Source organism: Actinomyces urinae (genome assembly GCF_900119695.1).
Classification (GTDB): Bacteria; Actinomycetota; Actinomycetes; order Actinomycetales; family Actinomycetaceae; genus Gleimia; species Gleimia urinae.
Genome location: NZ_LT632547.1, coordinates 1,078,835 through 1,104,363, shown reverse-complemented (window position 1 = coordinate 1,104,363; position 25,529 = coordinate 1,078,835). Strand labels below are relative to the sequence as shown.

General features: G+C 57.6%; 24 protein-coding genes and 1 pseudogene. 14 read left to right on the top strand and 11 right to left on the bottom strand.

From position 1 onward, the window contains the following. Window positions 1-4 precede the first annotated feature (4 nt). From BQ7114_RS06380 to BQ7114_RS06365, 4 genes are read right to left on the bottom strand one after another with little or no spacing between them, the layout of a single operon-like run. Window positions 5-1,051 carry a zinc-binding dehydrogenase gene (locus BQ7114_RS06380; RefSeq protein ID WP_072343396.1) on the bottom strand — a complete coding sequence of 349 codons (1,047 nt, stop codon included), beginning with the start codon at window positions 1,049-1,051 and terminating at the stop codon, window positions 5-7. Continuing rightward, the gene (locus BQ7114_RS06375) at window positions 1,048-1,839 is read right to left on the bottom strand and encodes a class I fructose-bisphosphate aldolase (protein ID WP_034510547.1); all 792 of its coding nucleotides are present in this window, start codon (window positions 1,837-1,839) and stop codon (window positions 1,048-1,050) included. Before BQ7114_RS06375 ends, BQ7114_RS06380 begins: the two co-directional genes overlap by 4 nt. Before the next feature lie 8 nt (window positions 1,840-1,847). Further along, window positions 1,848-2,642: an aldo/keto reductase gene (locus BQ7114_RS06370; protein ID WP_072343390.1), complete on the bottom strand. Its 795-nt coding sequence runs from the start codon at window positions 2,640-2,642 to the stop codon at window positions 1,848-1,850. Window positions 2,643-2,655: 13 nt separating this feature from the next. After that, window positions 2,656-4,134: an FGGY-family carbohydrate kinase gene (locus tag BQ7114_RS06365; RefSeq protein WP_072343386.1), complete on the bottom strand. Its 1,479-nt coding sequence runs from the start codon at window positions 4,132-4,134 to the stop codon at window positions 2,656-2,658. Window positions 4,135-4,289: 155 nt separating this feature from the next. On the opposite strand from BQ7114_RS06365, the gene BQ7114_RS06360 reads away from it, so the two are divergent. From BQ7114_RS06360 to BQ7114_RS06345, 4 genes are all read left to right on the top strand, one after another. Beyond that, window positions 4,290-5,153 (top strand): Cof-type HAD-IIB family hydrolase, encoded by an 864-nt coding sequence (locus BQ7114_RS06360; RefSeq protein ID WP_072343381.1) that lies wholly within the window; start codon window positions 4,290-4,292, stop codon window positions 5,151-5,153. Between the two features lie 242 nt (window positions 5,154-5,395). After that, entirely contained in the window at window positions 5,396-5,575 is a 180-nt protein-coding gene (locus BQ7114_RS06355) for a DUF4244 domain-containing protein (protein WP_034510621.1), read from the top strand. 22 nt (window positions 5,576-5,597) lie between these two features. Then, window positions 5,598-5,912, top strand: coding sequence for a TadE family type IV pilus minor pilin (locus BQ7114_RS06350; RefSeq protein ID WP_195906728.1), 315 nt, complete (start codon window positions 5,598-5,600; stop codon window positions 5,910-5,912). Between the two features lie 19 nt (window positions 5,913-5,931). Continuing rightward, window positions 5,932-6,408, top strand: a complete 477-nt coding sequence (locus BQ7114_RS06345) for an Rv3654c family TadE-like protein (protein WP_072343369.1) — start codon at window positions 5,932-5,934, stop codon at window positions 6,406-6,408. A 96-nt stretch (window positions 6,409-6,504) separates the two neighbouring features. On the opposite strand, the gene BQ7114_RS06340 is transcribed toward BQ7114_RS06345, so the two are convergent. From BQ7114_RS06340 to BQ7114_RS06330, 3 genes are read right to left on the bottom strand one after another with little or no spacing between them, the layout of a single operon-like run. After that, the gene (locus BQ7114_RS06340; protein ID WP_083431838.1) at window positions 6,505-8,967 is read right to left on the bottom strand and encodes a DEAD/DEAH box helicase; all 2,463 of its coding nucleotides are present in this window, start codon (window positions 8,965-8,967) and stop codon (window positions 6,505-6,507) included. 23 nt (window positions 8,968-8,990) lie between these two features. Beyond that, window positions 8,991-9,461, bottom strand: coding sequence for a YbjN domain-containing protein (locus BQ7114_RS06335; RefSeq protein ID WP_072343363.1), 471 nt, complete (start codon window positions 9,459-9,461; stop codon window positions 8,991-8,993). Next, complete coding sequence (locus BQ7114_RS06330) at window positions 9,458-9,937, bottom strand: YbjN domain-containing protein (protein ID WP_230205990.1); 480 nt, start codon at window positions 9,935-9,937, stop codon at window positions 9,458-9,460. The genes BQ7114_RS06335 and BQ7114_RS06330 overlap by 4 nt, the downstream gene beginning before the upstream one ends. 140 nt (window positions 9,938-10,077) lie before the next feature. Here BQ7114_RS06330 and BQ7114_RS06325 point away from each other — a divergent pair, with 140 nt between their 5' ends. After that, on the top strand, window positions 10,078-10,968 hold the full coding sequence (locus BQ7114_RS06325; RefSeq protein WP_072343359.1) for a phosphatase PAP2 family protein: 891 nt from the start codon (window positions 10,078-10,080) through the stop codon (window positions 10,966-10,968). A gap of 49 nt (window positions 10,969-11,017) precedes the next feature. On the opposite strand, the gene mgrA is transcribed toward BQ7114_RS06325, so the two are convergent. Further along, the gene (gene mgrA / locus BQ7114_RS06320; RefSeq protein WP_072343355.1) at window positions 11,018-12,103 is read right to left on the bottom strand and encodes an L-glyceraldehyde 3-phosphate reductase; all 1,086 of its coding nucleotides are present in this window, start codon (window positions 12,101-12,103) and stop codon (window positions 11,018-11,020) included. A gap of 335 nt (window positions 12,104-12,438) precedes the next feature. On the opposite strand from mgrA, the gene BQ7114_RS06315 reads away from it, so the two are divergent. From BQ7114_RS06315 to BQ7114_RS06305, 4 genes and pseudogenes are all read left to right on the top strand, one after another. Then, the gene (locus BQ7114_RS06315; protein ID WP_072343352.1) at window positions 12,439-14,319 is read left to right on the top strand and encodes a ribonucleoside triphosphate reductase; all 1,881 of its coding nucleotides are present in this window, start codon (window positions 12,439-12,441) and stop codon (window positions 14,317-14,319) included. After that, window positions 14,319-15,047, top strand: a complete 729-nt coding sequence (locus BQ7114_RS06310) for an anaerobic ribonucleoside-triphosphate reductase activating protein (RefSeq protein WP_072343349.1) — start codon at window positions 14,319-14,321, stop codon at window positions 15,045-15,047. Before BQ7114_RS06315 ends, BQ7114_RS06310 begins: the two co-directional genes overlap by 1 nt. A 69-nt stretch (window positions 15,048-15,116) precedes the next feature. Beyond that, window positions 15,117-15,317: pseudogene (locus BQ7114_RS09155) on the top strand (variant leucine-rich repeat-containing protein); the annotation flags it as partial. Between the two features lie 122 nt (window positions 15,318-15,439). Next, window positions 15,440-16,114 carry a hypothetical protein gene (locus BQ7114_RS06305; RefSeq protein ID WP_143236810.1) on the top strand — a complete coding sequence of 225 codons (675 nt, stop codon included), beginning with the start codon at window positions 15,440-15,442 and terminating at the stop codon, window positions 16,112-16,114. A 12-nt stretch (window positions 16,115-16,126) separates the two neighbouring features. On the opposite strand, the gene BQ7114_RS06300 is transcribed toward BQ7114_RS06305, so the two are convergent. Beyond that, window positions 16,127-16,990, bottom strand: coding sequence for an SIR2 family NAD-dependent protein deacylase (locus tag BQ7114_RS06300; protein WP_230205989.1), 864 nt, complete (start codon window positions 16,988-16,990; stop codon window positions 16,127-16,129). A 213-nt stretch (window positions 16,991-17,203) separates the two neighbouring features. Here BQ7114_RS06300 and BQ7114_RS06295 point away from each other — a divergent pair, with 213 nt between their 5' ends. Then, window positions 17,204-18,589: a uracil-xanthine permease family protein gene (locus BQ7114_RS06295; protein ID WP_072343343.1), complete on the top strand. Its 1,386-nt coding sequence runs from the start codon at window positions 17,204-17,206 to the stop codon at window positions 18,587-18,589. Window positions 18,590-18,652: 63 nt separating this feature from the next. On the opposite strand, the gene BQ7114_RS06290 is transcribed toward BQ7114_RS06295, so the two are convergent. After that, a complete protein-coding gene (locus tag BQ7114_RS06290; protein WP_143236809.1) occupies window positions 18,653-19,351 on the bottom strand; it encodes a LytR C-terminal domain-containing protein in 699 nt (232 codons plus the stop codon). A gap of 140 nt (window positions 19,352-19,491) precedes the next feature. Between BQ7114_RS06290 and BQ7114_RS06285 the strand changes: the two genes are divergently transcribed. Beyond that, window positions 19,492-20,637 (top strand): acyl-CoA dehydrogenase family protein, encoded by a 1,146-nt coding sequence (locus BQ7114_RS06285; RefSeq protein ID WP_072343336.1) that lies wholly within the window; start codon window positions 19,492-19,494, stop codon window positions 20,635-20,637. A 109-nt stretch (window positions 20,638-20,746) separates the two neighbouring features. After that, a complete protein-coding gene (locus BQ7114_RS06280) occupies window positions 20,747-21,964 on the top strand; it encodes an arginine deiminase (protein ID WP_072343332.1) in 1,218 nt (405 codons plus the stop codon). A gap of 24 nt (window positions 21,965-21,988) precedes the next feature. Here the strand turns inward: BQ7114_RS06280 and BQ7114_RS06275 are convergent, their stop codons facing one another. Beyond that, window positions 21,989-23,305 carry an MFS transporter gene (locus tag BQ7114_RS06275; RefSeq protein ID WP_230205988.1) on the bottom strand — a complete coding sequence of 439 codons (1,317 nt, stop codon included), beginning with the start codon at window positions 23,303-23,305 and terminating at the stop codon, window positions 21,989-21,991. 71 nt (window positions 23,306-23,376) lie between these two features. On the opposite strand from BQ7114_RS06275, the gene BQ7114_RS06270 reads away from it, so the two are divergent. After that, window positions 23,377-23,973, top strand: coding sequence for an ArsR/SmtB family transcription factor (locus BQ7114_RS06270; RefSeq protein WP_070665083.1), 597 nt, complete (start codon window positions 23,377-23,379; stop codon window positions 23,971-23,973). 226 nt (window positions 23,974-24,199) lie between these two features. After that, window positions 24,200-25,492 (top strand): Fic family protein, encoded by a 1,293-nt coding sequence (locus BQ7114_RS06265; protein ID WP_072343328.1) that lies wholly within the window; start codon window positions 24,200-24,202, stop codon window positions 25,490-25,492. The last annotated feature ends 37 nt before the right edge of the window (window positions 25,493-25,529 follow it).

The window sequence follows — 25,529 nt, the reverse complement described above, 5'->3', positions numbered from 1 at the left end:
CTCATTACTTCTTGTGTGGGACTACCGCCACCTTGATTCCGGTGCCATTAGCCGCCACGGTAATAGCTTCATGAACGTCTGCAAGCTCAAACGTGTGAGTGTGCAAAGACTTCACATCTATTTTACCCTCACCGATAAGGCGTAGCGCTTTTTCGTGCGCTGCACGGCCCGCGTTGGACGCACCGGTGATAACGAGTTCGCGATAGTGAATGAGGTTCGGATCGATCTGCGCTTTTGCGACCTTAGAGAAGCCCGCGAAAGCGTTCACGTGACCGCCCTTGCGCATGCACAAAAGTACGTCCTCAACAAGTTCAGGCCTGCCAATACAGATCACGCCAACGTCTGCGCCTTCCCCGTCGGTTAGATTCTTGCAAAACTCGGCAATGTCGGTCTGTGTGGGGTCTACCGTGTGCGTGGCACCCATCTTCTTGGCGAACTCACGCCTCGACTCTGACGGGTCAGAAACAATGATGTTGCTGGCTCCCGCCAGGCGGCACACCTGGATGTGTAGCAAACCGATTGGTCCCGCACCCGCGATGAGAACGGTGTCTCCAATGCCGGGCTGGTAGTTGTGCGCGCCATTAATCACGCAGCCAAGCGGTTCGGCCAAAGCAACCTCAACGGCACTTAGATGTGACGGTGCTTTAAACACGCCACCTCGTTGCAACGCTTCGGCGGGGATACGAATGTACTCGGCCAGGCCGCCGTTGATTGCGTATCCGAAAATCTTGGAGTCGATGCACAGGTGTTCCATCCCGCGGCGGCAGTAGGTGCACTGTCCGCACGGCACGGTTGGGAGGACGCCTACCAGGTCTCCAACTTCGAAACCTTCAACTTCGGAGCCAACCTCTTCAACGTACCCCGAGATTTCATGTCCGAGGACTATCCCAAGGTCGATGCCCGCGGTCTTTTCACCGCGGAGAATGCGCCCATCCGTGCCGCACACGGTGTTCGCGCCCACGCGAAGAACAAGGCCGTCGGCACCTGCGCTAGGCTTCTCAATTTCTCTTAGTTCGAGCTGTCCAGGTCCTGCAAAAACCGCGGCTTTCACTTGGCATCACCGTGAACAATCGCAGAGAGTTCCTTCATGACGCCGGCCATATCTTCTACCTGCCAGACGTTGCGGCCGTAGATCAGGCCGCGAGCGCCCGACTCGATGGCCTCGCCAGCTAGGCGGCTAACTTCGCTGCGGTCAGCTGCGGAGCCGCCCAGGGTTAGCACTGGAATGTTACCGACCTCTTCAATCAAGGTGCGTTCAGCTTCAACATCGCCCACGTATTCGGTCTTGATAGCGTCAGCACCGATCTCAGCGGCAATGCGGCACATCTGGCGCAGAAGCTTGGGGTCCTTTTGGTCTTCGTTTCGCAGGCCCCACAGGGTTGCCTCAACAATCACGGGAAGGCCAATCTGATGAGCTTCCGCAATAAAATGAGCGACTTCCTGGACGTTGTCGTAGAACATACCGTCTGCAACGGGGCGTCCGATCAGGTACATGCATACGGCGGTGGCGCCAAGTTCAAGGGCCTCTTGAGGAGTGGTGAGAACCCGGTACGCCTCTCCCATCTCCTTCTTCATGTTCGGGTCCAGGGTGGTCCAGTCCACGCGCAGGATCGGTTCGGGGCCGCCGCGCCGGCCAAAGAGGTGTGCTCCCTGCTCCAGCATTCCGCGGTTTAGGAGGATGCCCTCGGGGTTGCCCTCAACGATTCTTTCAAGCAAATCTACGGGATTGCCCAGCCCGTCGGGGATTGGTAGAGACTGGCCGTGGTCGAATGCCACAATGAACGACCTGTTGGTCTTACTGTCAAAAATTCGTGATAGTCGAATGTTCTTGCCGGTCATGTTTCCTCCTAATATTCTTCGTCTACTTCGGGGTCTTTCCCGAGTCGGCCAACGCTGATCTGATCGAGCGTGCGCATATTGTTTTCGCTTAGTTTGATGCGCGGGGCCGAAAGATTGTCTTTCCATCTGTCTGGGTTTGCGGACTTAGCTACCGATGAGATTCCGCGGGCACAAGCCCACGCGATGCACGCTGCCGCGGGCGAGCAAGAGTGCTCAGCGGCAATCTTCTTGACTTCAGGGTGTTCAAGAAGGCCTTTGCCTCGTCCAATAACTCCCCAACCTTGCGGTGCAATGTCGTTTTCAAGGCAGAAATTCACGAGGTCTATTTGCGCAAACCCAGGGTGTACCTCGAACTGGTTCACTGCCGGGTATTCGCCGAACTCCTCGCGGATTTTTTGCAGGTACGCGATGGGGAAGTTGCACACGCCAATGTTCTTGATGAAACCTTCTTCACGTAGCTGCATGAGCGCCTCGTAAGACTCTAGGTAGAGCCCTAGGCGCGGTAGGGGCCAGTGAATGTGGTACAGGTCGATGTAGTCCAGCCCAAGGTTTCTTAGCGTGGCAAAAAATGCGCGTCTAGCCTGGTCTAACCCTTGGTCGCCACCGCGCAGTTTTGAGGCAACAAGTACCTCTTCTCGCTCCACGCCGGAGTTTAGGACGCCTTGCCCTACTCCGTATTCGTTGTGGTAGCGCTGCGCGGTGTCGACCATACGGTAGCCGTCGCCAATTGCACGTGCTACGCAAGTGGCTGCGTGCGCGTCATCTAGCTTCCATGTGCCATACGCAACGGCTGGAATTTTCATATGGGTTTTCTCCTTATCGACGCTGAATATCGGCAAGCTTGTGGCTCATCGGAGCCGTTGCCGGATACAGGTCGAGGTAGGTTTGGAACATTTCTGAGTAGAGCTCGAGGTTGTCCTTATTTGGCACGATTTCGCGCTCAGCTCGGTTCCAAACGGTGGTCTCATCTGCGCACCCGGCGGCCATTGCAGCGAGTAGTGCGTCACCGTAGGAGGCGCCGATGGTTACCTCGGGGATGTACTGCTTAATGCCGATAATGTCGGACATGATTTGGGGCCAGAGCCCGCCGGTGGTTCCGCCGCCAACAGCCCAGTATTCGCTTGCTTGGCCGCCGCAGCCCCGGATCGTTTCCAGCAGGTGGCGAGAGCCAAAACCAGTAGCTTCAAGCGCGGAGCGGTAAATGTCGCCCTGCTTGTGCGTCAGGTTCAGGCCGGCCAGCAGGCCGCGCGCATCCGGGTCTGCAATAGGTGTGCGTTCGCCCGAGAAGTAAGGCAACATGATCAGGCCGTTCGATCCGGGTTTGGACTGTGCAGCGAGCTCAGAGAGCTCGTCATATCCGAGGCCGGTGAGTTCGCTGATCCACGTGGTGAGAGAGCCGGTGGTTGACATGCCGCCCGATAGGTTCGAGGTGCCTTCGAGCAGGCCTGCGCAAGACCACAGCGACGGGCCCTCGAGAGCGCGGTCTGAGATCTGCACTGCCACCATGGTGGAGCCGTACATCAGCATGACTTGACCCGGCTGGCGCACGCCTACCGATAGCGCTTCAACGAATGCGTCAACGGAGCCAACGGCCACGGGAGTTCCGGGGCGCAGGCCGGTGATGCGAGCAGCGTTATCGGTAATGTGACCAGCAATCTCGTTGGACCACATCAGGCGCGGCATTGGAAGATCGTCGCAAATGTCTTCTACCCACTCGTCTACCCAGTCGTTGGTAAATGGCGAGTAGAGAGGCTCACACATGGATGCGGCCAGGTGGTCTAGTACGTATTCGCCCGTCAGGTGGAACACACAGTAGGTGTGTGCCATCAGGAAGCGGCGAGTCTTGGCCCAAACCTCGGGCTCGTTGCGCTTAACCCATTCGATCTTCGGGCCCACGGACTGGGACGTCATGCCGTTGCCACACTTCTTCAGCACGGCCTCTTCGCCGTAACGTTCGGTGAGCTCGTCGATTTCCTTAGAAGAGCGGGTGTCAACGCCATAGAGGATTGCATTGCGCAGCGGCGTGCCGCGCTCGTCAGCGGCGAGAAATACGGGGCCAATGCCCGAAATACAAAGACCTGCTACGTCGCCCTTTGCGCGGGTTGCGAGTTCGCGGCAAATCTTAACAACGTCGGACCACCACACTGCGTCCGCATCGTGTTCTGCCCATCCCGGCTTGGGGAATGAGGTTTCGTGCCTAACTACTTCCGAGTAGAGCACGTTGCCCTTGGTGTCTGAAAGCACGCCTTTAGTGGAACCGGTGCCAATATCAATGCCTATAACTAGATCTGCCATGGCTTTAATCTCCTTTGACCTTGCCAGCCATCGTTGATCGCTTGTTGCATTCAACGCCACCAAGTTATCAAGAAAATGATATATGCGATACTACGTTTGAGAAAAAGCTTTAGAACTTTCCAATTCGTTGCCAAAGTTCGCCTATACTCGGCGCTATGAAGCCTGATACCTCATTCGTTGGATCTGACCGAGACTCTCTGATTCGTCTGGCCCGCGCCATGGGGCGCGTGGACGCGATGGCATTTGACGTGGATGGCACGCTTGCAGATGCAAGCTCGTACGTTCCAAAAAGCACAATCAGCGCGCTGGCTCGCCTCGCAAATGCTGGAGTTCAGCCAGTAATCATAACTGGACGTGTTTACCCGGCTGCCTCGAAGATTCTCCATGACGCGCACTGCCCGGGCATTGTCGTAGCCTCAAACGGAGCGGTAGTGGGAGACTGTGAAACAGACGAAATCTTGTACCAGCGCCCTATGGATCCGGAGTTTTCGCGCGGCCTCATCGATCTTGGCCGTAAGCACGACCTGTCGATCACTCTTTTCCTGTTCGACTCAATGGTTTCTGATCGTGACGACTTTTCTGCCCGGTTCTTGAAGGACGCGAATGAGGGGCTAGCCGTGCGGATTGAGGACATCGATCAGATTGATCCGGACCTCATTTTGAAAATCATGTACGCCCATCCCGATCCGCAGGTGCTTGACCAGCTGACTCCGGAGCTTCTTGAGCGTTTCCCGGATTTGCAACGATCTTTGGATAACTACTTTGAGATCGTTTCGCCCGGTGAAGGCAAGAAGAAGGCGCTACACATTGTGGCCGACAAGCTGGGTTGGGACCTGGAGCGTGTTGCGGGATTTGGTGACGGCGGCAATGACGTGCATTGGATGCCTGAAACCGGCTGGCCCATTGCGATGGAGAACGCGCGCGATGAGGTGAAGGAGATCGCTCGCGGCGTCATTGGCCACCACAACCACGGGGGCGTTGAAAACTTCATTGACGCTTACCTGCACGTGCACGGCTAAACGTAGTTTGATTTTTGAGGCCGCCCAGGGCATCCGCCGGGGCGGCCTTGCCGTATCTCCAGGTGGAAGGCTACCCACAAGCGCGCCGCGCCGGCGCCTGTCCACAGCGTCCGCAAGGTGACCTCGAATGCGGATTACGGGTGCGAGAAAGTTCCGGTGACATATCAAGAAGGAGGGAAAATATGTCACCACAAAAAAGAATTTCCATGCGAATGTTTGCGCCCTATTGGCAGGGTCGCTGTATGCGCGGAGATATAGATGGCGCGCGGCGTGATTTTGATGAGGGTGGTTTTGTTACCGCGGAATACGCGGTGGGTATTTTGGCGGCGGTCGCGTTCGCTGGAGTTTTGCTGGCGGTGCTCAAATCCGGGGCGATCAAGTCAATGCTCACGTCAATCATCCAGTCGGCGCTCAGTGTCTAGGTTCGAGGGCGAGGCGGGGATGGTGACAGCTGAAACCGCGGTTACCATCCCCGCACTTCTCGCAGTTTTTGCTCTGATGATTGCAGGAGTGTCAGCCGCAACTAGCCAGGGCCAGGCATGCCACGCGGCGCGAACAGCTGCTCGGGCAGTGTCCGTTGGCATGAGTGACGCGCAGGCGTCTAGCTTGGCAGTCCAGTCGGTATCACGCGAAGCAAGCGTGTCGATCGCGCACGCGGGAGCAGGCGCCACGGTAACCGCGGCGATGTCTCCGGGCGTCCTACCACTGCCGATTCGGTGTGAGGTTTCCGTGCAAAAAGAGTCCAGCTTCGCGCCGTGATGAGGAGGGAGGGGCGGCTATGAAAGCGGCAAACACGGCGGTGCTCACTCGGGGCGGTAGCCAGCGTGTGGCCCGCGGATTATCCGCTGCGGCGCAACATTGGGCTTCTAAGAGGAGTGCACACAGCGAGGCTGGAAACGCCACCGTGAGGGCGATTGCGGTTGCGACAGCTCTGGTAATGATTGCGGCCGTGGCGGCACTTGCACTTGGAGTTTTGGCCGCAAAAACTAGGGCGCAGGCGGCTCTAGACCTAGCCACGCTAGCTGGCGCGTCCGCATTGATCGATTCAGTTGGCGCCACCTACGGGACTGATCCGTGCGCGGTGGTGAGCCAAGTGTGTGCAAGCAATGGCATCGCGCTGACCAGTTGCGTCGCTGACGGGCTCGACGTTGTTACCGCAGCGAGAGTGCGGGTGTCCTCATATGACGTACATGTGCGCTCGCGGGCCGGCCCCAAGAACCCTCAGGTCATCAGCCAGGTTCAGTTTGACCATTGAGGAGGATGCCCGGGCTGCGTCCTCGCAAATCTAGTTACATGGAGGCACTCAGCGCACGCCGAGCTTCGCACGGCATTAGGGGCAACGTGGGGCCGGCTAGGCGGGGCAGTGCTCGATCAGATGGCGCAAGAGGGTGCGGGCTCCCGATTTAGACAGTGGCTCGTTGCGGTTGCCGCACTTGGGTGATTGCACGCAGGAAGGGCAGCCGTCTTCGCATGGGCAAGCCTCGATCACGTTGAGGGTTGCCCGCACCCACTCGTAAGCATTCTTCCAAGCGTGCTCGGCAAAACCGGCGCCCCCGGGGTAGGCGTCGTGTACAAAAACCGTGGGCGTTCCCGTCTGCTCGTGGTCGGCCGCGGATAGGCCGCCTAAATCCCAGCGGTCACACGTTGCTAGCAACGGCAAAATGCCGATAGAGGCGTGCTCAGCTGCGTGCAGGGCGCCGGGCAGGTCCGCAGCTGGCACACCGAGTTTTGCAGCCACGGCCTCATCTATCTGCCACCACACGGACATGGTCAGCAGCTTTTGGACCGGCATGTCCAACTTGGTGTTCGAGATGAATTGCAGGCCGGGCAGGCGCAGCGTGTCAAAGTCGGTGACTTGGGAAGACACTTCCACTTCGCCAAAACTCCACGTAACCGCGCCATCGGTCCAAGTGTCCGCGGCATTCAGGATCTGCACGCGAGACTGCACCGTTGGACGAGTGCGCAAGTCGGTCACCACTGGGCGTACCAAAGCCACGCGAGTGCCACCCGTGCCCGCGCTGGTTGCACCCGAACCAGTGCCGCGCAAAGCACCACCCGCAACTGTGGGCTGCGAAGTCAGCTCCGTGACTTGGAAGGTGCGGCCTTGATGTACGTAAATCGCACCCGGATGCACCTGCGCGCTAGCTTGGTCTGACGCCACGGTGCCAATCACGGTTCCCGTAGCTTCCTCCACTACCTGCACCTCCATTGCACTACCGCGCAGCTCCGTCAGGTCGTGAGCGCGCATCGGTAGCGCCACGTTCCAATACCATCCGCTTGGGCGCCTGCGCAGGTAACCCTGCTGCGCCAACGCGTCAAAAACCGTTGTCGACTTCAGCCCAAACAGTTCCAAATCCGCCTCAGTTAGCGGAAGTTCACTGGCCGCCGCGCACAGGTGCGGTGTCAAAACGTACGGATTTGCCGGGTCAAACGTGGTGGCCTCGGCTGCCTCCAAAATCAGGTTGGGATTGTGGATTATGAAAGAATCAAGCGGATTATCCGAGGCAATCAGCACTGAAACTCCGTGTGCGCCGGCTCTGCCCGCACGCCCCACCTGCTGCCACAGCGATGCGCGCGTACCTGGCCAACCGGCCGTGATCGTCGCGTCCAGGCCAGAAACATCAACGCCGAGCTCCAGCGCGTTAGTGGTTGCCAGCCCGGCCACCGCGCCCGTGCGAAGCGAGGTTTCTAAAGCGCGACGCTCCTCCGGCAAATATCCGCCGCGATAAGACGCCACTTTAGACATCAGTTGCGGTGCCCGCGTTGACAGCACGTCCCGCGCCTTCACCGCAACCGATTCTGCCGCCGCCCGCGAGCGCACAAACGTCAGCAGTTTCGCACCGCGTTGCACCATTTCGGCCATCAAGATAGCGGCCTCCGAGGTTGCGGACCGGCGCTGCATGCCCGCTAAGAGCACGCGGGTTTCCTCCCCCTCGGCCTCGACGGCAGCCAGGAAGTCTTCAATCGGCACGTCTTTTGGCGCCATGAATGCCGGCTGCCAGAGCACCAGGTCTTGCGGGCCGGACGGCGAACCGTCTTCCGTCACCCACACAACCTCGCCCTCGTGAACGCCAATCAGATTCGCGGCAGTGCGTTCGGCCTCAGAAACGGTTGCCGAGAGCATGATGACAGTTGGATCCGCGCCAAGGTGGCGGGCAATGCGCAGCAGGCGGCGCAGAACGAGGGCGATGTGGGCGCCGGTAACGCCGCGCCAATAGTGCATTTCGTCGATCACTATGAACCGCAGGCCAGACAGCAGGCGCGTCCAACGCTCATGCCCGGGCAGGAGGACGTGGTGCAAATAGTCCGGGTTTGTGAGGATTACGTCGGCAAACCCGCGGGCCCAATCCTTCGCTTCGCGAGGTGTGTCCCCGTCAGCCGTGCCGATGCGCACCGAAAGAGGCTCCTTGCCACCTGCAATCACGGTCTGCAAATGTTGCAACTGGTCCGCTGCCAGCGCCTTTGTTGGTGCCAAGTACAGGGCGGTGGGCCGGTGTCGCATCTGCGAAAGTCGAGTGCCAGAGCCCTCCTCGATTGTGGAGAGAATCGGCAGCCAAGCGGCAAGTGACTTGCCCGATCCCGTGCCCGTCGAAATCACGGTATGCCAACCCTCATAGGCGGCGGTAGCGGCCTGCGCCTGGTGCGACCACGGCCGCTTAATCCCCATCCGCTCATAACTGGCCACCACACGCGTATGCGCCCACTCGGGCCAATCAGCTAGACGCTCCTCGCGCCCCGGTACGGTCAGGATGGAAACCAGGCGGTCGCTTGTACCCGCAATCGAAGACAGTGCGCCCAAAAGGCGCTGCGCCATTGACTCCGCCGGCCCGCCCATCACTAATTCGCTAACTGCGTTGCAACGCCCCTAGCTATCGACTGCATGAAGTTAATGCCATCCATGCCAGAGGCCACACCAGCGGAAATGTTATCCACCAGCTGCTCCTCGTTCATGCCCGCATCCACCGAGCAAATGTAATCCGCACAAACCTCAATCATGCCGTCATTTACAAGCGTGTAAATCGTGGGGAAGTAGCGTTCCCGGTTCCACTGATCCGAAGCCGTGAACAGAGTTGCCATCGCCTGCATCGACATTGGCAGATCCGTCTTCCACAAAATCCGAACCGACAAGAACTTACCCGCGGTGGTGAAAGCAAACTGGAACGGGAAGCCCGAGAAGTTCGCCAGGCCAAAGCCTTCCTCCTCGAACACTTCAAAAGAGGTGCCCATCGACTCAACCACTTGCCCGATGCGCTCAAACGTTACCGGTGAGGGAACCTTCGGGTCATCTGATACCACGTGCAAAGTCATCGGCCTACCTCCTGTTCATCGCTCGATGCATCAACGAGGTGAGGAAGAGCTTTTTCTAAATCTTGGAAATAGCCGAGCACCATGGTCAGCGCCGTCTCGTAAAAATCTGTCATTTGCGCCTTGGTGGCACCCTTTGAAATCACGAGGCTGGATTCTGCTCCTACGCTGAACTCGGCGGCCTCCTTGATGGGAACCAGATAGGCTTTGGGGCCAGAGCGTTGCACGTTACATGCGTGCACCTGCTGAGTGAGCAATCCAAAATCGTCCTCGGACTTTGAAACTCCGCGCCAAAGCCCGCGAATCTGCAGGATTGACGGCGACGAGAAGTTTACAAAAATGAGGCCCGTCTGCGCCGCAAACACGAACTCATGCTCACCATTTTCGTGAATGTCGAACCCATCTTCTGAGTTATCAAGCTCGCACAGGAAATGTCGGACGCGTTCTGGTGTTACTAGCGATGGGATTTCCGCCGTCACTGCCACTCTCCTCGTATCAGCCTCAAACTCTTTTGATCTGATAACAGGTTAGGTGAGGTGGATCGCTCGCGCGCGTCGAATCGAATCAAGTGGGGCGGGATGAGATTATTGTTCACTGGTAACACGTGGAGGGAACAAGAGTGAGTGACCAGGTGCAAACCCCGATATTCACAGCGAATAGTCGGCGCACGCTACGCGTCGTCCTCACTTTTGGTGCGCTCCTAGCGCTACTTCTGCTGGCCATTGGAGGCTTGTATACGAGCCTGGGCCAACTTTTAGATCAGGCGGCTTTGGACGTTGCGATGCAGCGCGCCTCCAGCTTCGACTGGGTTAATGGCGTACTGACCAACTCGATCTCGCTGTATACCGTTGCGATTGCCGCGGGCGTAATCATGCTGATTGCGGCCGTGCGAGGACGCTTCGCGCTCGCGTTGCGCGCCGGCGTGATGATACTCGGCGCAAACCTGATGACGCAGGTGCTGAAAACCTACCTGCTACACCGCCCTTATCTAGGGATCGGCTTCGACCTGCCCAACTCATTCCCATCTGGACACACCACGCTCCTCGTGTCACTAGCGTTGGCACTCGCGGTTGTGCTGCCGCGTGAAATCCGTTCAATCACGGGGTTCGTGCTGTCGTTTGTTGTGGCCGGCCTGGTCATTTCAATAGTTATCCTCGGCTGGCACCGGCCCCTCGACGTTATCGGAGGCATCCTGGTGGCGTTCATGTGGGCAATGGCGCTTGCGCCGCAGGAGGAACCCAGCCCGCCCTCAGACCGCCTAAATACTGGGGCAATCATAGGCTCTTTGATAGTCCTCGTTCTGCTGATTACTGCGTTTGTGATTAAGCGCGATCAGTTGACGACAACGCTCTCACACGTTTCACAGGGAGTGCCGGTAGATGCTTTAGCCGCTGGATCTCGCGCACTTGCCCACATTTACGCCGCCGGCACGTGCGCAATACTCGCCGCCCTGGTTGTGCTGGCCATCAACCTCGTGGTCTACCTTCAAACCGGGCGCAAGCGCGCATGAAACGAGGCCGGGACGCACCCGGCCTCGCTCACGCTATCTGGAGCAGGTGCTACTTCTTGGTTGAATCTGTAGCGCCGCGCCAAATGTTGATGCCGGCTTCAACCGCGTACTGGTCGATCTGCTCGATTTCTTCGTCACTGAACTCCAGGTTTTCGGTGGCCTTGAGGTTTTCCTCCAGCTGTTTCACCGAAGAAGCGCCAATCAGGGCCGAATCCACGCTGTAGCCATTCTGGTCGCGGAGCACCCAAGAGATAGCCATCTGGGCCATCGTCTGGCCGCGCTGCTCGGCGATCTTTGACAGCTTGCGCACGTGATCCAGGTTCTCTTCACGAAGCATGTCGCGGCTGAGCGACTTACCTGCAGCTGCCCGCGAATCCGCAGGAATGCCGTTCAGGTAGCGGTCGGTAAGAAGGCCCTGCGCCAGCGGGCTGAACACGATCATGCCCATGCCTTCGCGCGCGCACGTCTCGATCAGGTTCGGCTCGCCCTCCTCAATCCACCTGTTCAACATTGAGTAGGACGGCTGGTGAATAGCCAGCGGCGTACCCAGGTCGCGCATAATGGCTTGCGCCCGCATCGTATCTTCTGGCGAGTATGAAGAAATACCCACGTATAGTGCTTTGCCGGCCTTGACCGCGCTGTGGAGTGCAAGCATGGTTTCTTCAAGGTCAGTGTCGCCGTCAGGGCGGTGAGAATAGAAAATGTCCACGTAGTCCAGGCCCATGCGTTGCAAAGACTGATCCAGCGAGGCCGTCAGGTACTTACGAGAACCTCCAATGCCGTAGGGGCCAGGCCACATATCCCAGCCGGCTTTGGAAGAAATGATGAGCTCGTCGCGGTAGGGAAGCAGGTCTTCGTGCAGTATGCGGCCAAAATTCTTCTCTGCACTACCAAATGGAGGACCGTAGTTATTGGCGAGGTCGAAGTGGTTCACGCCCAGGTCGAACGCGCGGCGAACGATGTCACGCTGGGTTTGTAGCGGCTTGTCATCGCCGAAGTTGTGCCAAAAGCCAAGTGAGACGGGAGGCAGTTGCAGGCCGGTTTTGGCCAGACGACGGTATTCCACGTTGTCGTATCGGTCCGAGGCGGGTGCGTACTCGTTGACGCCGTAGTTTTGGATTCTGGAAGTCCTCATGTTTCCCCTCTCTGCGGGTGTTGTGATGCACTGCACATGCGCGCGATGCAGAAAACGGCGATTGTGTTCTTGTTAATCGTACCCACGTGCAAGGCGGGTTTTTGGGTGGGGTCCAGAATTGCCCGAAATGTTAGGAAAAGCGGGTTCTGCTTCGCCTCGAAAATCGGTTCAGAATCCGCGCCACGCCGAAACGATATACGAATTGACCCCCTATCTAGTAGTTGCAACAGTGTAACTACACAACATGTAGGGGTTGTGGTGCGTTTTCGATCTCATGCGCCAACTCTTACGTAACGAAGCGAAACCCCAACCCAAAAAGGAAGCAGTGAGCGAGTATGCACTCAGAAAATGGCGCTGTGCCGGTTTACAACGTGGACGCAATCTCAACCATCGACGAGTATTTGGATCAGTCTGACTGGCGTGTAAACGCGAACGCAAACCAGGATTATTCCGTGGGCGGCCTCATTCTCAACACGGCCGGAAAAATGGTTGCAAACTACTGGCTCACGCGTGTTTTCAGTGCCGAGGCCGGCGCTGCGCACCGCGAGGGTGACATTCATATTCACGACCTCGACATGCTGTCGGGCTACTGCGCCGGATGGTCCCTCAAGCAACTCCTGCAAGAGGGCTTCAACGGGGTTCCGGGCGCTATCGCATCCGCGCCGCCCAAGCACTTCTCGTCCGCCTGCGGCCAGATCGTAAACTTCCTGGGCACTTTGCAAAATGAGTGGGCCGGAGCGCAAGCATTCTCCTCATTCGACACCTACATGGCACCTTTCGTGCGCCTGGACAACATGAGCTACGAGCACGTCTTGCAAAACATGCAAGAGCTCATTTACAACCTGAACGTGCCCTCGCGCTGGGGTTCGCAGTGCCCGTTTACGAACCTGACGTTTGATTGGACCTGTCCGGAGGATCTGAAGAACGAAACGCCCCTCATTGGCGATGATCTTTGCGACTTCACCTACGGTGACCTGCAGGCGGAAATGGACATGATTAACCGCGCGTTCATGGAGGTCATGACGGGTGGTGACGCGGACGGGCGCGTGTTCACCTTCCCGATCCCCACCTACAACATCACGCCCGATTTTGATTGGGAGGGCGAGAACACGGATCTGCTGTTTGAGATGACTGCGAAGTATGGCCTGCCCTACTTCCAGAACTTCTTGAACTCGGACCTTGATCCGGGCATGATTCGCTCGATGTGCTGCAGACTCCAGCTCGATCTGCGCGAACTACTCAAGCGTGGGAACGGCCTGTTTGGATCGGCAGAACAGACCGGTTCGATTGGCGTTGTGACGATCAATATGGCCCGCCTCGGATACCTGTTTGCGGGTGATGAGGACGGCTTGTACAAGCGTTTGGACCAGCTGATCGACATTGCCTCTGACACGCTGGAGAAGCGCCGCAAGGTTGTGCAGCACTACATGGATAACGGCCTGTTCCCCTACACCAAGCGCTACCTGGGCACGTTGGATAACCACTTCACCACTATCGGCGTGAACGGCATGAACGAGATGGTTCGCAACTTCACGCTGGATGAACATGACATTACGAGCGAGTATGGCCACGACATGGCGGCGCGCATCCTCGATCACGTGAATGAGCGCATGGTTCATCTTCAGGAGAGCACGGGCAACCTGTACAACCTGGAGGCCACGCCCGCGGAGGGCACCACTTACCGCCTGGCGCGCGAGGACCAAAAGCGCTTCCCCACCATCATTCAGGCGGGCACGCCGGACGCGCCCTACTACACGAACTCTTCGCAGCTGCCGGCCGGTTACACGGATGATCCGTTTGAGGCCCTCGAAATGCAGGAGGAGTTGCAGGGCAAATACACGGGCGGCACGGTGCTGCACCTGTACATGGGCGAGCGAGTCTCCTCTGCGAAGGCTTGCAAGGAACTGGTGCGCCGCTCGCTGGCCGCGTTCAAGGTTCCCTACATTACGATCACTCCGACCTTCTCGATCTGCCCCACGCACGGCTATCTCGCGGGCGAACACTTTGATTGCCCTAAGTGTGCAGATCGCGGACTTGAGCAGACATGCGAGGTGTGGACGAGGGTTATGGGCTACTTCCGCCCCGTAACATCGTTTAACACTGGCAAGCAGTCGGAGTACAAGGAACGCCAGATGTTCACTGAGCAGGCGGCAAGTGAGCACGGTCCGCTACGCTCTCGCGTTGCACAAAAGGCGCAGCTGGAGGCGCAAGCATAGTGTCGCAGGCGGACGCGCGGGACCTGCAGATTGCGGGTCTTGCGCCCATGTCTACCGTGGATTGGCCGGGCAAACTTGTTGCCACGGTGTTCACGCAGGGGTGCCCATGGGCGTGCGGGTACTGCCATAATCACGCGATCATTGACACGCGTGTGCCAGGCGTTGTTGCGTGGGACGAGGTAGTTGCTTTGATGCGCCGGCGCCAAGGCCTGCTCGATGGCGTGGTGTTTTCCGGGGGAGAAGCCACGCGCCAGCGCGCCCTGCCCGCCGCCGCGGCAGAGGTGAAACAGATGGGTTTCGAGGTTGGCCTGCACACTGCCGGGCCGTACCCGAAGCTGCTTGATGAGTTGCTTGGCACCGGCCTGATTGATTGGGTGGGCATGGATGTGAAAGCCACCGCGCAGAACTATCCTCGCGTTGTGGGGCGGCCTAACTCGGGTGAGAAGGCGTGGGAGTCACTGCGCATCCTGCTTCGCCACGCCCGCGAGCAGGGCTTTGACTACGAAGTGCGCTTGACGGCGTTCCCCGCCTCGTCTGGCGATGAGCTCGAAGTTGCGCGCGGCTGCTTGGAGGCGGGTGTGCAATCCTTCGCTCTCCAGCAGGCAAGGGCAGAAGGGGCGCCCGACAATTTCCAGGCGGATCTGCCCGGATGGCAGGATCAGTTCGACGCGCTCGCTCGCGATATCGGCGCTCTTGGATTTGAATCCTTCGTTGTTCGCCCTGCCTAAACGCTAGAAATTCACTAGGTTCATGGAATACTGGCTAAGTCAGATATTTCGTCCAAAAAGAGGACTCGCATGAACACCGATCCGACTTCTTCACCGCAAAGACCGGATTTAGCCCAGATTGCCGCCAACCCGGCAACGAGTTTGGAAGTTTTGCGCACGCTTGCTTTTGAATACCCGAAGTTGCGTCCGGTGATCGCGCTGAACCCGTCTACCTATCCGGGTCTTTTGGAGTGGCTGAGCCAATTCGATGACGAGGCCCTAAAAGCTGCTCTGAAGCAGCGTGAGGAATCCGGTCCGCTCTACCCCTCTGATCCGGCGGGTGCGCCGCTCGCGGCCAGCGCGGCAACTGGCTCGCGGCCAGCGCGGCAACTGGTGCGAGCTCGCAGGTGCCGGTGCCCGACGCGACGCAGACTGCGGATACAAGTGAGGAAGACTCGCAGCAAGATCCGAGTAAGAAGGGGCTACTCGTTGCGATTGTGCTCCTTGCTATTGCCATTCCTTTGGTGTTTGTGGCCGCGAAGCTACTGATGGGCGCGCCTAACGCCCCGGAACCGAAGCCCTCTACTAGTTCCACTACTTCTACTACTTCTCCCATAGAGTCGGAGACTGCCACTGCGCCCTCGGACACGGAGACGTCGGAAGAGGCCACCACGGCCGCGGAGATTAAGTTTAAAGCTCCGAACGAGGCTAAGAATTTAGAACTGATCTCCGCACCCTCGGGAAATATTCTTTGCAAACTAACGGACGGATCAGTGGCTTGCACTGTGCTGGAAACCGAGGAGGGAATGCAAGGCCAAGGAGGCGCGTGCGGGGGCGGTTTTGTAACGGTTGTGGCAAACGCGGAGGGCGTGAAGCGCGATTGTTCGTTGCGCGTGAATGCGGAGGGCACGACGAAGATGGATTACGGCCAGTTCGGCAAGTCCGGGGACGTTGCGTGCGGGTCGCAGTTCAACGGGATTTCGTGCTGGAATGTGAAGACGGGCCAGGGATTTGCGGTGTCGCGGCAGGGCTGGACGACAACCGATAAGGGATTCTTGCCCGAAGATCAGTTCCCCTGGGTCCAGTAGGCTTGCGAAGCGCTAAACCTCCACGCCGAGCTTTTCGGCAACGGCGGTGAGGATTTGCGATGCCCCTCCCTCTATCCGCAGATCGGCATAGGCGTCAACCTGTGTGGGTCCGCGGTTTACCACGACGAGTTTGGTGCCGGGATTGCGCAACCCCTCTTGTGCTACCCACACGCCGGTCCCCACGATCATCGAGGAGCCAACTACTAGCAGCACGCCTGCCTCGCGTGCGTATTGGAAAGCCAGGTCCATGGCGTCTGCGGGTAGCATCTCACCGAAAAATACCACCGAGGGTTTTAGCGGGCCGCCGCACTTTGGGCACGGTGCAACCTTGAAAGTTGAGGCGCCCGCGCCAGCCTCGTCCACGTTGGCGAGGATTGCCACGTGCGCCGGATCAGGATCATCCACGACGTCGGGGTTTAGTTTGCGCAGCCACTGGTCAACCTCGCTGCGCGGATAGTTGGCGCCGCACATGACGCAGTCCGCGGTATCGAAGGTTCCGTGTAGAAGGGCGGGGCGGTCGATGCCGGCTCGCACGTCGAGCCCATCTACATTTTGCGTGGCGATGCCATTTACATATCCGGCCTTTTGCAGAGCGGCAACGGCCAGGTGTGCGCGGGTGGGGGATAAGCCGGCAACGGTCTTCCAGGTTTCTTGGTTGCGCTGCCACACCCAGCGCTGCCACTTCGGATCCGACATGAATAGGTCGAAGTCCACGGTTTGGCCGCCGGAGGATCCCGTGCCGCGATAGTCGGGTATTCCCGCGTCGGTGGACATGCCTGCGCCTGCGATGATGGCGGTGGTGTTTTCGCGCATCATGCCCGCAAGCGCATCAACTTTTGCCTGGTTCGTTTCGCTAAGTTGCGTGTAATTAGTCACTTCAGATCACCCTATTTCCCATTGTAAGCGCGAAAAACCGCAAAATGTCGCGGCTAAATGAGGGGCTGTTGATTTTAGATGACTTCTGCCCGCACCCTGGGCGGCCACGGGTTGGACACGAGTTTGGTGGATTGAGGGCCGGGCGATACCGTGGAATTCCGGTCGGGCTAAGCGTTTGTTTAGCCGTGGTGACAAAACACAGATCGGAATTCCATGAGCACATCCGCTTCGGGGCGCAGGTCCCAGCTTCAAAAGTTCTTTTCGTGGCGACTTCACGGGGATGGCAAGTCGATTTCTCCCGGTGAGGTAGTGATGCCGTATGAGCGTCTGACTTGGCCTCGCACTATTGGTATTGGCGCGCAGCACGTGGTTGCAATGTTTGGTGCAACGTTCCTGGTGCCGTTGCTGACGGGGTTCCCGCCTAACACGACGCTGTTCTTTACGGCGATTGGCACCCTCCTCTTTCTTGCGATTACTGCCGGACGCCTTCCGTCTTATCTTGGTTCTTCGTTTGCGTTGATCGTTCCGATCGTGGCCGTGTCCCAGTCTTTGGGCCCGGCTTTTGCTTTAGGTGGCATTATTGCAACGGGTGCAACGCTGGCGATGGTTGGCGTTATTGTGCATTTTGCGGGCGCGCGTTGGATTGACGTGGTTATGCCGCCGATTGTTACGGGCACAATCGTTGCGCTGATTGGTTTTAACCTTGCTCCGGCCGCGTGGAACTGGGTGCAGCAGGCTCCGGTCACGTCGGTGATTACGATTGTTGCGATCTTGTTGACCACGGTTTTGTTTAAGGGCATTATTGGCCGCTTGTCGATTCTGATTGGCGTGCTGATTGGTTACGCTGCCGCGGCAATTCAGAACGAGGTGGATTATTCCGCTATTGGTGAGGCCGCATGGTTTGGTTTGCCACAGTTCCACGCGCCGCAGTTTGCCTGGTCTACGCTGGGTCTGTTTGTTCCGGTGGTGTTTGTGCTGGTTGCCGAGAACGTGGGTCACGTTAAGTCGGTTGCCGCTATGACGGGCCAGAATCTTGATGATATTACGGGCCGCGCCCTGTTTGCTGATGGCCTGTCCACGATGATCGCGGGCTCTGGTGGCGGTTCGGGTACCACTACTTACGCGGAGAATATTGGCGTTATGGCTGCTACCCGCGTGTACTCGACGGCTGCGTACGTGGTTGCCGCACTGTTCGCCCTGGCGCTGTCTTTGCTTCCTAAGTTTGGTGCGATCATTTCGACGATTCCTGCGGGTGTGCTGGGCGGCGCGGCCACGGTGCTGTACGGCATGATCGGCATGCTGGGCGTGCGTATTTGGGTGCAGAACCAGGTTGATTTTGCTGATCCGGTGAACTTGAATACCGCGGCAGTGGCAATGATTATTGCGATCGCAAACTTTACGTGGGTTCCGGCTGGCATGGAGTTTGGTGGTATTGCGCTTGGCTCTGCAGCTGCGATTGGCGTTTACCATTTGATGAGGTGGATTTCGAAGGTGCGGGGCACAAACCTAGAGGCGGCTTCGCCGGCCTCCGCGCCCGCTGGTACCGATCTTGAGTGGGAGGGATACGCTTCCCGCCACAAGGGTGCAGGTCAGCAGTAACGACCTGTAGATAAAGTTGGCGGCTTCCCGTAATGGGGAAGCCGCCAACTTTATGTGTTTGAGTTACTCGCTTGGTTCAGGTTCTGTGGCCTGCTCAGTTCCGGTTTCGCTGGGCGAGGTTTCTTCTTCGCCGGGCTGCTCGGCCTCGTCCTCGGCGGGAATCAGCTTGCAGTTTTCTACCTGTTTCAGCGGGTCGGTGTTAGAGAGTAACGCCGCGACTTCCTCGCTACTTGGCAGGTCGGTGAAGCGTTCGCCCAGAATAATGGTGACGCTGGTAGGGTCGGAAGGCGCGTAGCGGACCGTGGAATCGGTGAACGCGCGTGCCAGGGTGTAGGCGGCTACCACTTGGGAGCGCCCGGCCGTGAGCTTCACGGTCCCGTAAAACTGGCCTTCGTAGTTGCCCGTCGCGTCGATGGTTACGCCCTGTTCTTCTAGCGACTGGGCAATCGAGTTTGCCAGTCCGGGCCTGCCGGTAGCGTTTAGGACGGTTGCGTGAATGCCGTCGAGGCTTGCAGGTTTCGAATCTTCAGGGAAACACGGTACCTCGCCCGCCTTCGCTTCATCTTTACCCTGTGAAAACTCGTTGAAGAACGGGGTTGGCAAAATGCCTGTGAAAACAAGCAGGGACAGCAGAGAAAGGGCAACCATGATCGAGGCGATCACGGAAAACGCAAGATTTTGACGCCGCTGGCGTGCCTCTCGAAACTGTAGGCGAGGGCTGGTTTTGCGCGGCTCTACTGGTTGTGGCGAGGTGTGATTCACCCTGTTAACTCTAGTCTAATTGGGCGTTATTGTGCACCAACCTGGGGCCGGCGGCGCGCCAATAGTGCGAAGCTTTGAGCGAGCGTGTAAGTCTTAGGGGAGCGCATTCGCGTCCAACAAGCTATTGCAAGGAGTTCAAATTGGGTTTCCTCAATGAGGATTTGCTAGAGCGCATCCATTCGCGTGCGGACCGTTATGATCGCGAGAACGAGTTTCCGTTTGAAGACTATGAAGAGCTAAAAGAGGCGGGCTACTACGGCGCATTCGTGCCAAAAGAGTATGGAGGCGCAGGCCTTACGCTCGCGGAAATTGCAAGGGAACAGACGCGTCTAGCTAAGGCGGCTCCGGGCACGGCGCTGGGCATTAATATGCATCAGATTATTGTGGGCTTGGGGCGCCACATGGTTTCGCGCGGCAATATGAAGGGCGAGCAGATTCTGCGCGGTGCGGCTGCGGGCGAGCTGTACGGATTTGGTATTTCAGAGCCGGCCAATGACCGCGTGCTACTCGGTTCGCTAACCGAGGCGCGCCCTGACGATCAGGGTGGCTACTCTTTCTATGGCAAGAAGGTGTTTACTTCGCTGTCTCCGGCGTGGACCAAGCTGATGACGTTTGGGCGCGATTCCGCTTCAGAGGATGGTCCGAAGTCGGTGTTCGCATTGTTGTCGCGCGAGGGCGGTGGCTTCCAGATTCTGGATGACTGGGACACGATGGGTATGCGGGCCACGCAGTCGAACTCCACGGTGCTTGAGGGCGCTCACACGGATGAGGACGCGGTGCTTGCGCGCATTGACGAGGGGCCGTCGCTCGACCCGGTATTCCTCGGCATTTACGCGAACTTTGAGATTTTGCTGGCTGCAACCTACGCGGGTATTGGCGATCGCGCGGTTGAGGTTGCGGTAGAGACAGTGAAGAAGCGTCGTTCGGTTATGAATGATGCGCCTTATTCGGATGATCCTGATATTCGCCGCATCATCGCCGCGGCGGCGGTTGAGATGGACGGCATCCACCCGCATATTGAGCACATTTCTAACGCGTTTGAGGCATTCGAGGATCGCGGTTTCTTGTGGTTGCCGCAGCTTTCGGCAGTTAAGCACCGCGCTGTTGAGGCCGCGTTGTTCTCGGTGCAGCAGGCTGTGCGCGCGTGTGGTGGTTCGTCTTACTACAACTCCAGGGAGCTTTCGCGCCTCTATCGTGATGTGGTTGCGGGCTTGTTCCAGCCCTCGGATGCCGAGTCCGTGTATTCGGGTTGGGCGGCGATGCTACTGGGGCCCAAGTCTAAGTAGCTTCGGCTTTTTGAGGGGATCGGGTGTCTGCCCGGTCCCCTCTTTTGTTTACATGCGGTGCGGGGGCACGGTTTTTGCGCAAAGATAGAGGAAGCCGAAGGAGTTAGTGATGTCGCTAGGTGTTTATTCTGAGGTTGGGCAGTTACACGAGGTAATCGTGTACCGGCCGGGTAAAGAGATGGACCGGCTGACGCCCTCGAATATTGAACAACTGTTGTTCGATGACGTGTTGTGGTTGTCGCAGGCGAGGCGTGATCACAACGCGTTTGTGCAAACGCTTGCTAGTCAGGGTGTGAAGACCCTGTATTTGAATGACTTGTTGAAAGCGGCGTTGCGTAATGAGGAGGCTAGAAAGTACGCGGTAGATGCGGCATTTTTGGATGACTATTTCGGGGTGAGTGCGGCGAGTGCGCTGCGTGAATACGCGGCGGGGTTGGACAGTGATGACCTGGCGGATTTGCTGATAGATGGGCTAACTAAGCAGGAGCTTGAAGACGAGCTTGGCCACGTGGAATCAACGTATTTTCACCGTTTCCACGGCGACGATTTGGTGGCGCCGTGTTTGCCGAACTTGTATTTCACGCGCGATACGTCGATGTGGATGTACGGCGGCGTGTCAGTTAATGCGATGCAGATGAGGGCGCGCCGGCGCGAAACGATTATTTACAACGCGGTGTATGGCTGGAATCCGCGGTTTGTGGGCGAGAATTTCAAGTTTTGGGCGCGGTGGAGCGTTCGTGACGCAACGGTAGAGGGCGGCGACGTGTTGGTGCCCGGCAGGGGCGTTCTGCTTGTGGGGTTGTCGGAGCGCACAACGCCGGCCGGTTTGGAGGGTTTGGCGCAGGCTGTGTTTGCGGATCCGGATGTGCATACGGTTGTGGGCGTGATGATGCAGCGGGAGCGCGCTCAGATGCATTTGGATACGGTGATGACGATGGTTTCGCCGGACACGTTCATGGTGTACAAGCATTTGGGACTGTTGGATACGGTTGTGATTCGCCGGGGTGCGCGCGGTGGTTTGGATGTGCGCGTGGAGGATGCGGCGAATATGCATGGCGTGTTTGCGAAGGCATTGGGGGAGCCGGATTTGCGGTTTATTTCGACGCCGGAGACGGGGCCAAATGCGGAGCGGGGCCAGTGGAATGATTCGTGTAATCTGCTGGCGGTTCGCCCCGGGGTGGTGCTTGCGTATGACAGGAACGAGGCTGCCAACGAGTTCCTTTCGGCACAGGGCGTTGAGGTTTTGACGGTTCCCGGCGGGGAGCTTGGCCGTGGCCGAGGAGGCCCGCGCTGCATGTCTTGCCCAATATCGCGCGACCCGGCCTAGTGTGCCGGGCCGCGGAATCCAGTGTTATCGCCCTGTAATCCCCCACTCGGAAGGGATCCCAACCCTACGAAATTCGGGCAGGAGCGCGGTTGCGCAACCGGCTAGCAAGTTCAAGGCAATGAACATCGCCAATGTGGCGGTGTATCCGAATGCGTCAAGTCCAACTCCAGCCATAATCGGTGCAAGAGGTAGAAGCCCGGCGTTGATGAGGCCGGCTGCTGCCCCGATGGATCCGATTTGATCTTCTGGAATTTGCGCGATGGACCACCCCGATGCGGCGGAATTAAATAGGGGCACACTCAGCGCTGCGATCGCTACAAAAATGAGAACCACGTAGAAGTTGTCGATCACAAGCAGGGGAGTGAGTGCCACGCCCTCAAAAATTAGGGAGGCGATGGCTAGTTTTCCCGTGGGTATGCGGCTAGTTATTCGCCCTGCTATTAGCGATCCGATGATCATTCCAACAGCGATAGCTGTGGATACAAGTCCAATCCGAGCCTCGTTTGCGCCACTTGCGGCAAGACTCAAGATGAGGGTTTGAATGGTTCCATTGAGTGCAGCCGCGGTAATGGCGACGAGTACGGTCAGAGTTGTGATGGTCGGGTGGTGTTTCAACCATCTGAAGCCTCCCGCAATCTGATCGCGCACGCGAAGTGCTTCGGTGGTTGCGTCGGCTTCTTCTGATAAGGACGTTGCATTTGAGGCTTGTGCTCTGCCCGGCCTCAGGTCAGCTTTGATAGTGCGCGAGAAAAACCAGGCAATAGCATGTCCGATGGTTTGCGCTGCAAATGGGGCCCAGACCGAGAGGGCAACGAGAAATCCTCCCACCGGGCCTGAAGCCATCTGTATGGCTCCGTCTCGCGCTTGATTAGCGGCGAGGGCGCGCGGTAGCTGCTCGCCCGGTACGAGTTGGCGTAGCGCGGGAATGGAGACTCCGCCAAAGAATCCACTGCGTAGACCGGATAGTGCCGCAAGTGCGAACAAAGTGGCCGTGTTGAGGTTGCCGGTTAGGTAGGCAACTATGGCGCTTGCCCAAATGAAGACGCCGAGCCCGTGCCCAACTACAAGTAGTTTCTTTCGGTCAACACGGTCGGCCACTACTCCTCCGGGCAAGTACATGAGTAAGGAGCTGATCATTGAAACGCCGCCTATGGCTCCGGCAAGGCTGAGTGATCCGGTGATTGCAAGCCCGATGAGGGGCATAGCGAAAGCTCTTATAGCGTTCCCAGCGTCTGCCGCGACGTCTGAAACGAACCATTTCAGGTAGTCCGCGTTTCGGTGTAAAGGTTTCGCTGCCACGGTGTTCTCTGTTTTTGTATGGGTTGCTTCGTTGATGCTCATGGCAACAACCATAGATCAGCAAATAAGTTTGCGCAAGAAACCTTGCGCAAAATATTCTGTATTGTTTATTTATGGCGACTAACGGCGAAGTTTTGTTAAAGACGCTGGCAAATCCAAAGCGGATGGATATTTTGTACCAGCTTGCATTTCATGATGAGGGCGCCCGCGTGAGTGATCTGGCGCAAGCGCTAGGGGAGGCGCCGAACTCGGTGTCTTATCATGTTCGCGAACTGGCAAAAGCAGGAATTGTTGAAAAGTTTGATGCTCCGGGTGGCGACGCGCGTGAGACTTGGTATCGCATTGCAGGAGAAGGCATCAAAGTTGATTCTTCCACTGAAGCCGGTGGCAGGGATCTGGGTGCTGTTATCGAGCAGCTTTATGATTCGGTTGGCAACTCGTCGGTAGTTAGTCGCTATCGCGCGGCAGCCGCAAATGCTCCGGGCGGAGATGATGTTGTCTTTGGTTTTCAGAACGTGCTCCGCCTAACTGAAGAGCAGAAGAATGAGCTTTTTGCAGGGTTGCGCAGTGTTTTGGAACGTGCGATGAGTCAAAATGACGAGCATAAGAAGCGCCTCGCTGATGCGGGTGAGCGCGAGGAAACGCTGCAAAACACTGAACGTGTATATGTGAGTATTGATTACTTCCCGGTGATAGAGCAGGGCGAGTAGGCGGATTCCTTTTATGTTCGAGGCCCCGGCTTGGTGCCGAGTTGGTCGCGTGCGGGTTTGATGGGTAGCCGGATTTGGTTGCGCTCGTTAGGGCGTAAAGGTGAATGTGCGGATCCGCTGTTCATGTTTAATCGCTAAAAGTGCAGAAAATCGGTTTCTATTCATGTTTAACCCTTAAAGGTGATAATCTGGCGACTCTGTTAATGGATAAGCGGAAAGGGTGAACATGGGTATCTTCACTGAAGCTAAATGGGAAGCTGACCCCACCCTCCCGGGACGAGCTAACAGGCGCGGCGGATCGTACTGGTATTACTTGCCTGACCGGTTAACAACGCTTCAAGTCTCGATCAGTCCTCAGCTTAGCGAGGAGATCGCTGCTGTTGAGCGCCGCGTCCTCGCCCTAGCGCAGGCAGATGGCATCACAGAGCTTGAAGATTTGTCCCGCTTCTTGTTGCGTTCCGAAGCCATCGCATCCTCGCAAATCGAAGGAATCGTGCCCGCGGCAAAACAGGTCGCTTTGGCAGAGATAGGTGAAGCAGAGGATATTCGAGGAATCTCGGATGCGGCGAAGCTCGTCGCCCGGAATATGACTGTGGTTCGAGAGGCATCGGATCGCCTTGCTCGATCGCAGGGTGTTGCTATCACCGATTTAGAGCAGCTGCAAAGAGCGTTACTGGGAGCTGATCATCCGGCAGTTGGGATCCGAACGGTACAAAACTGGGTGGGAACGTCGAACTATCATCCAATCGGCGCGGAATATGTGCCGCCGGCGCCACGCCTTGTTCTCGACTTATTGGAAGACCTACTGTCTTATCTGAATGGTGCGACGCACGGTCCACTTGTGCAGGCTGCCCTCGTTCATGCGCAGTTTGAATCTATTCACCCATTTGTTGATGGCAATGGGCGTGTTGGGCGTGCGCTGATCCATACGGTTTTGACTCGCCGCGGCCTCACTTCAAGTCGCCTGCTGCCGGTTAGCCTCGTGCTGGCAACATTTCGAGAACAGTATGTAGCCGCTTTGAACGATCTTCGTTTTGAAGGATCGCCTGAAGCGCCCGAGAATGCTAGGCGGATCGCTGAGTGGATAAGAATATTTTCGAGGGCGGTGGACGAGGCTGTGACGCAGGCTGAGGACCTGCGGGCACAGCTGTTGCTACTGGCTGAGCAGTGGCGCGGGCAGCTCGAGGCTTTCCGAGCGGCTAATAATTACACGCGCGCGTTGCGTTCAGATTCGGGCGTGGCGCGTATTTTGGGGCGGCTTGCGGGCACTCCGGTTTTGACGGTTAAGACGGCAAGCCAGATTTATGGCTTGTCGGTTCAGAATGCTTCAGAGGCGTTAACTCAGTTAGCTGATGCGGGTATCTTTTCTACTCGTTCGATTGCGCGTGGAACTACGGCGTTTATTGCGAATGAGGTTTTAGATCTTGTAACGCTTAGCGAGCGTAAGCTTGCATCAACTCAGTTTGATACGCGAGTAAGCAAACCTGTGAGGCAGGTTCCTAGGTTCCCTCGCAGTTGAGCACGATACAGGGGCTCCCTCGTAGTTGAGCCCGATA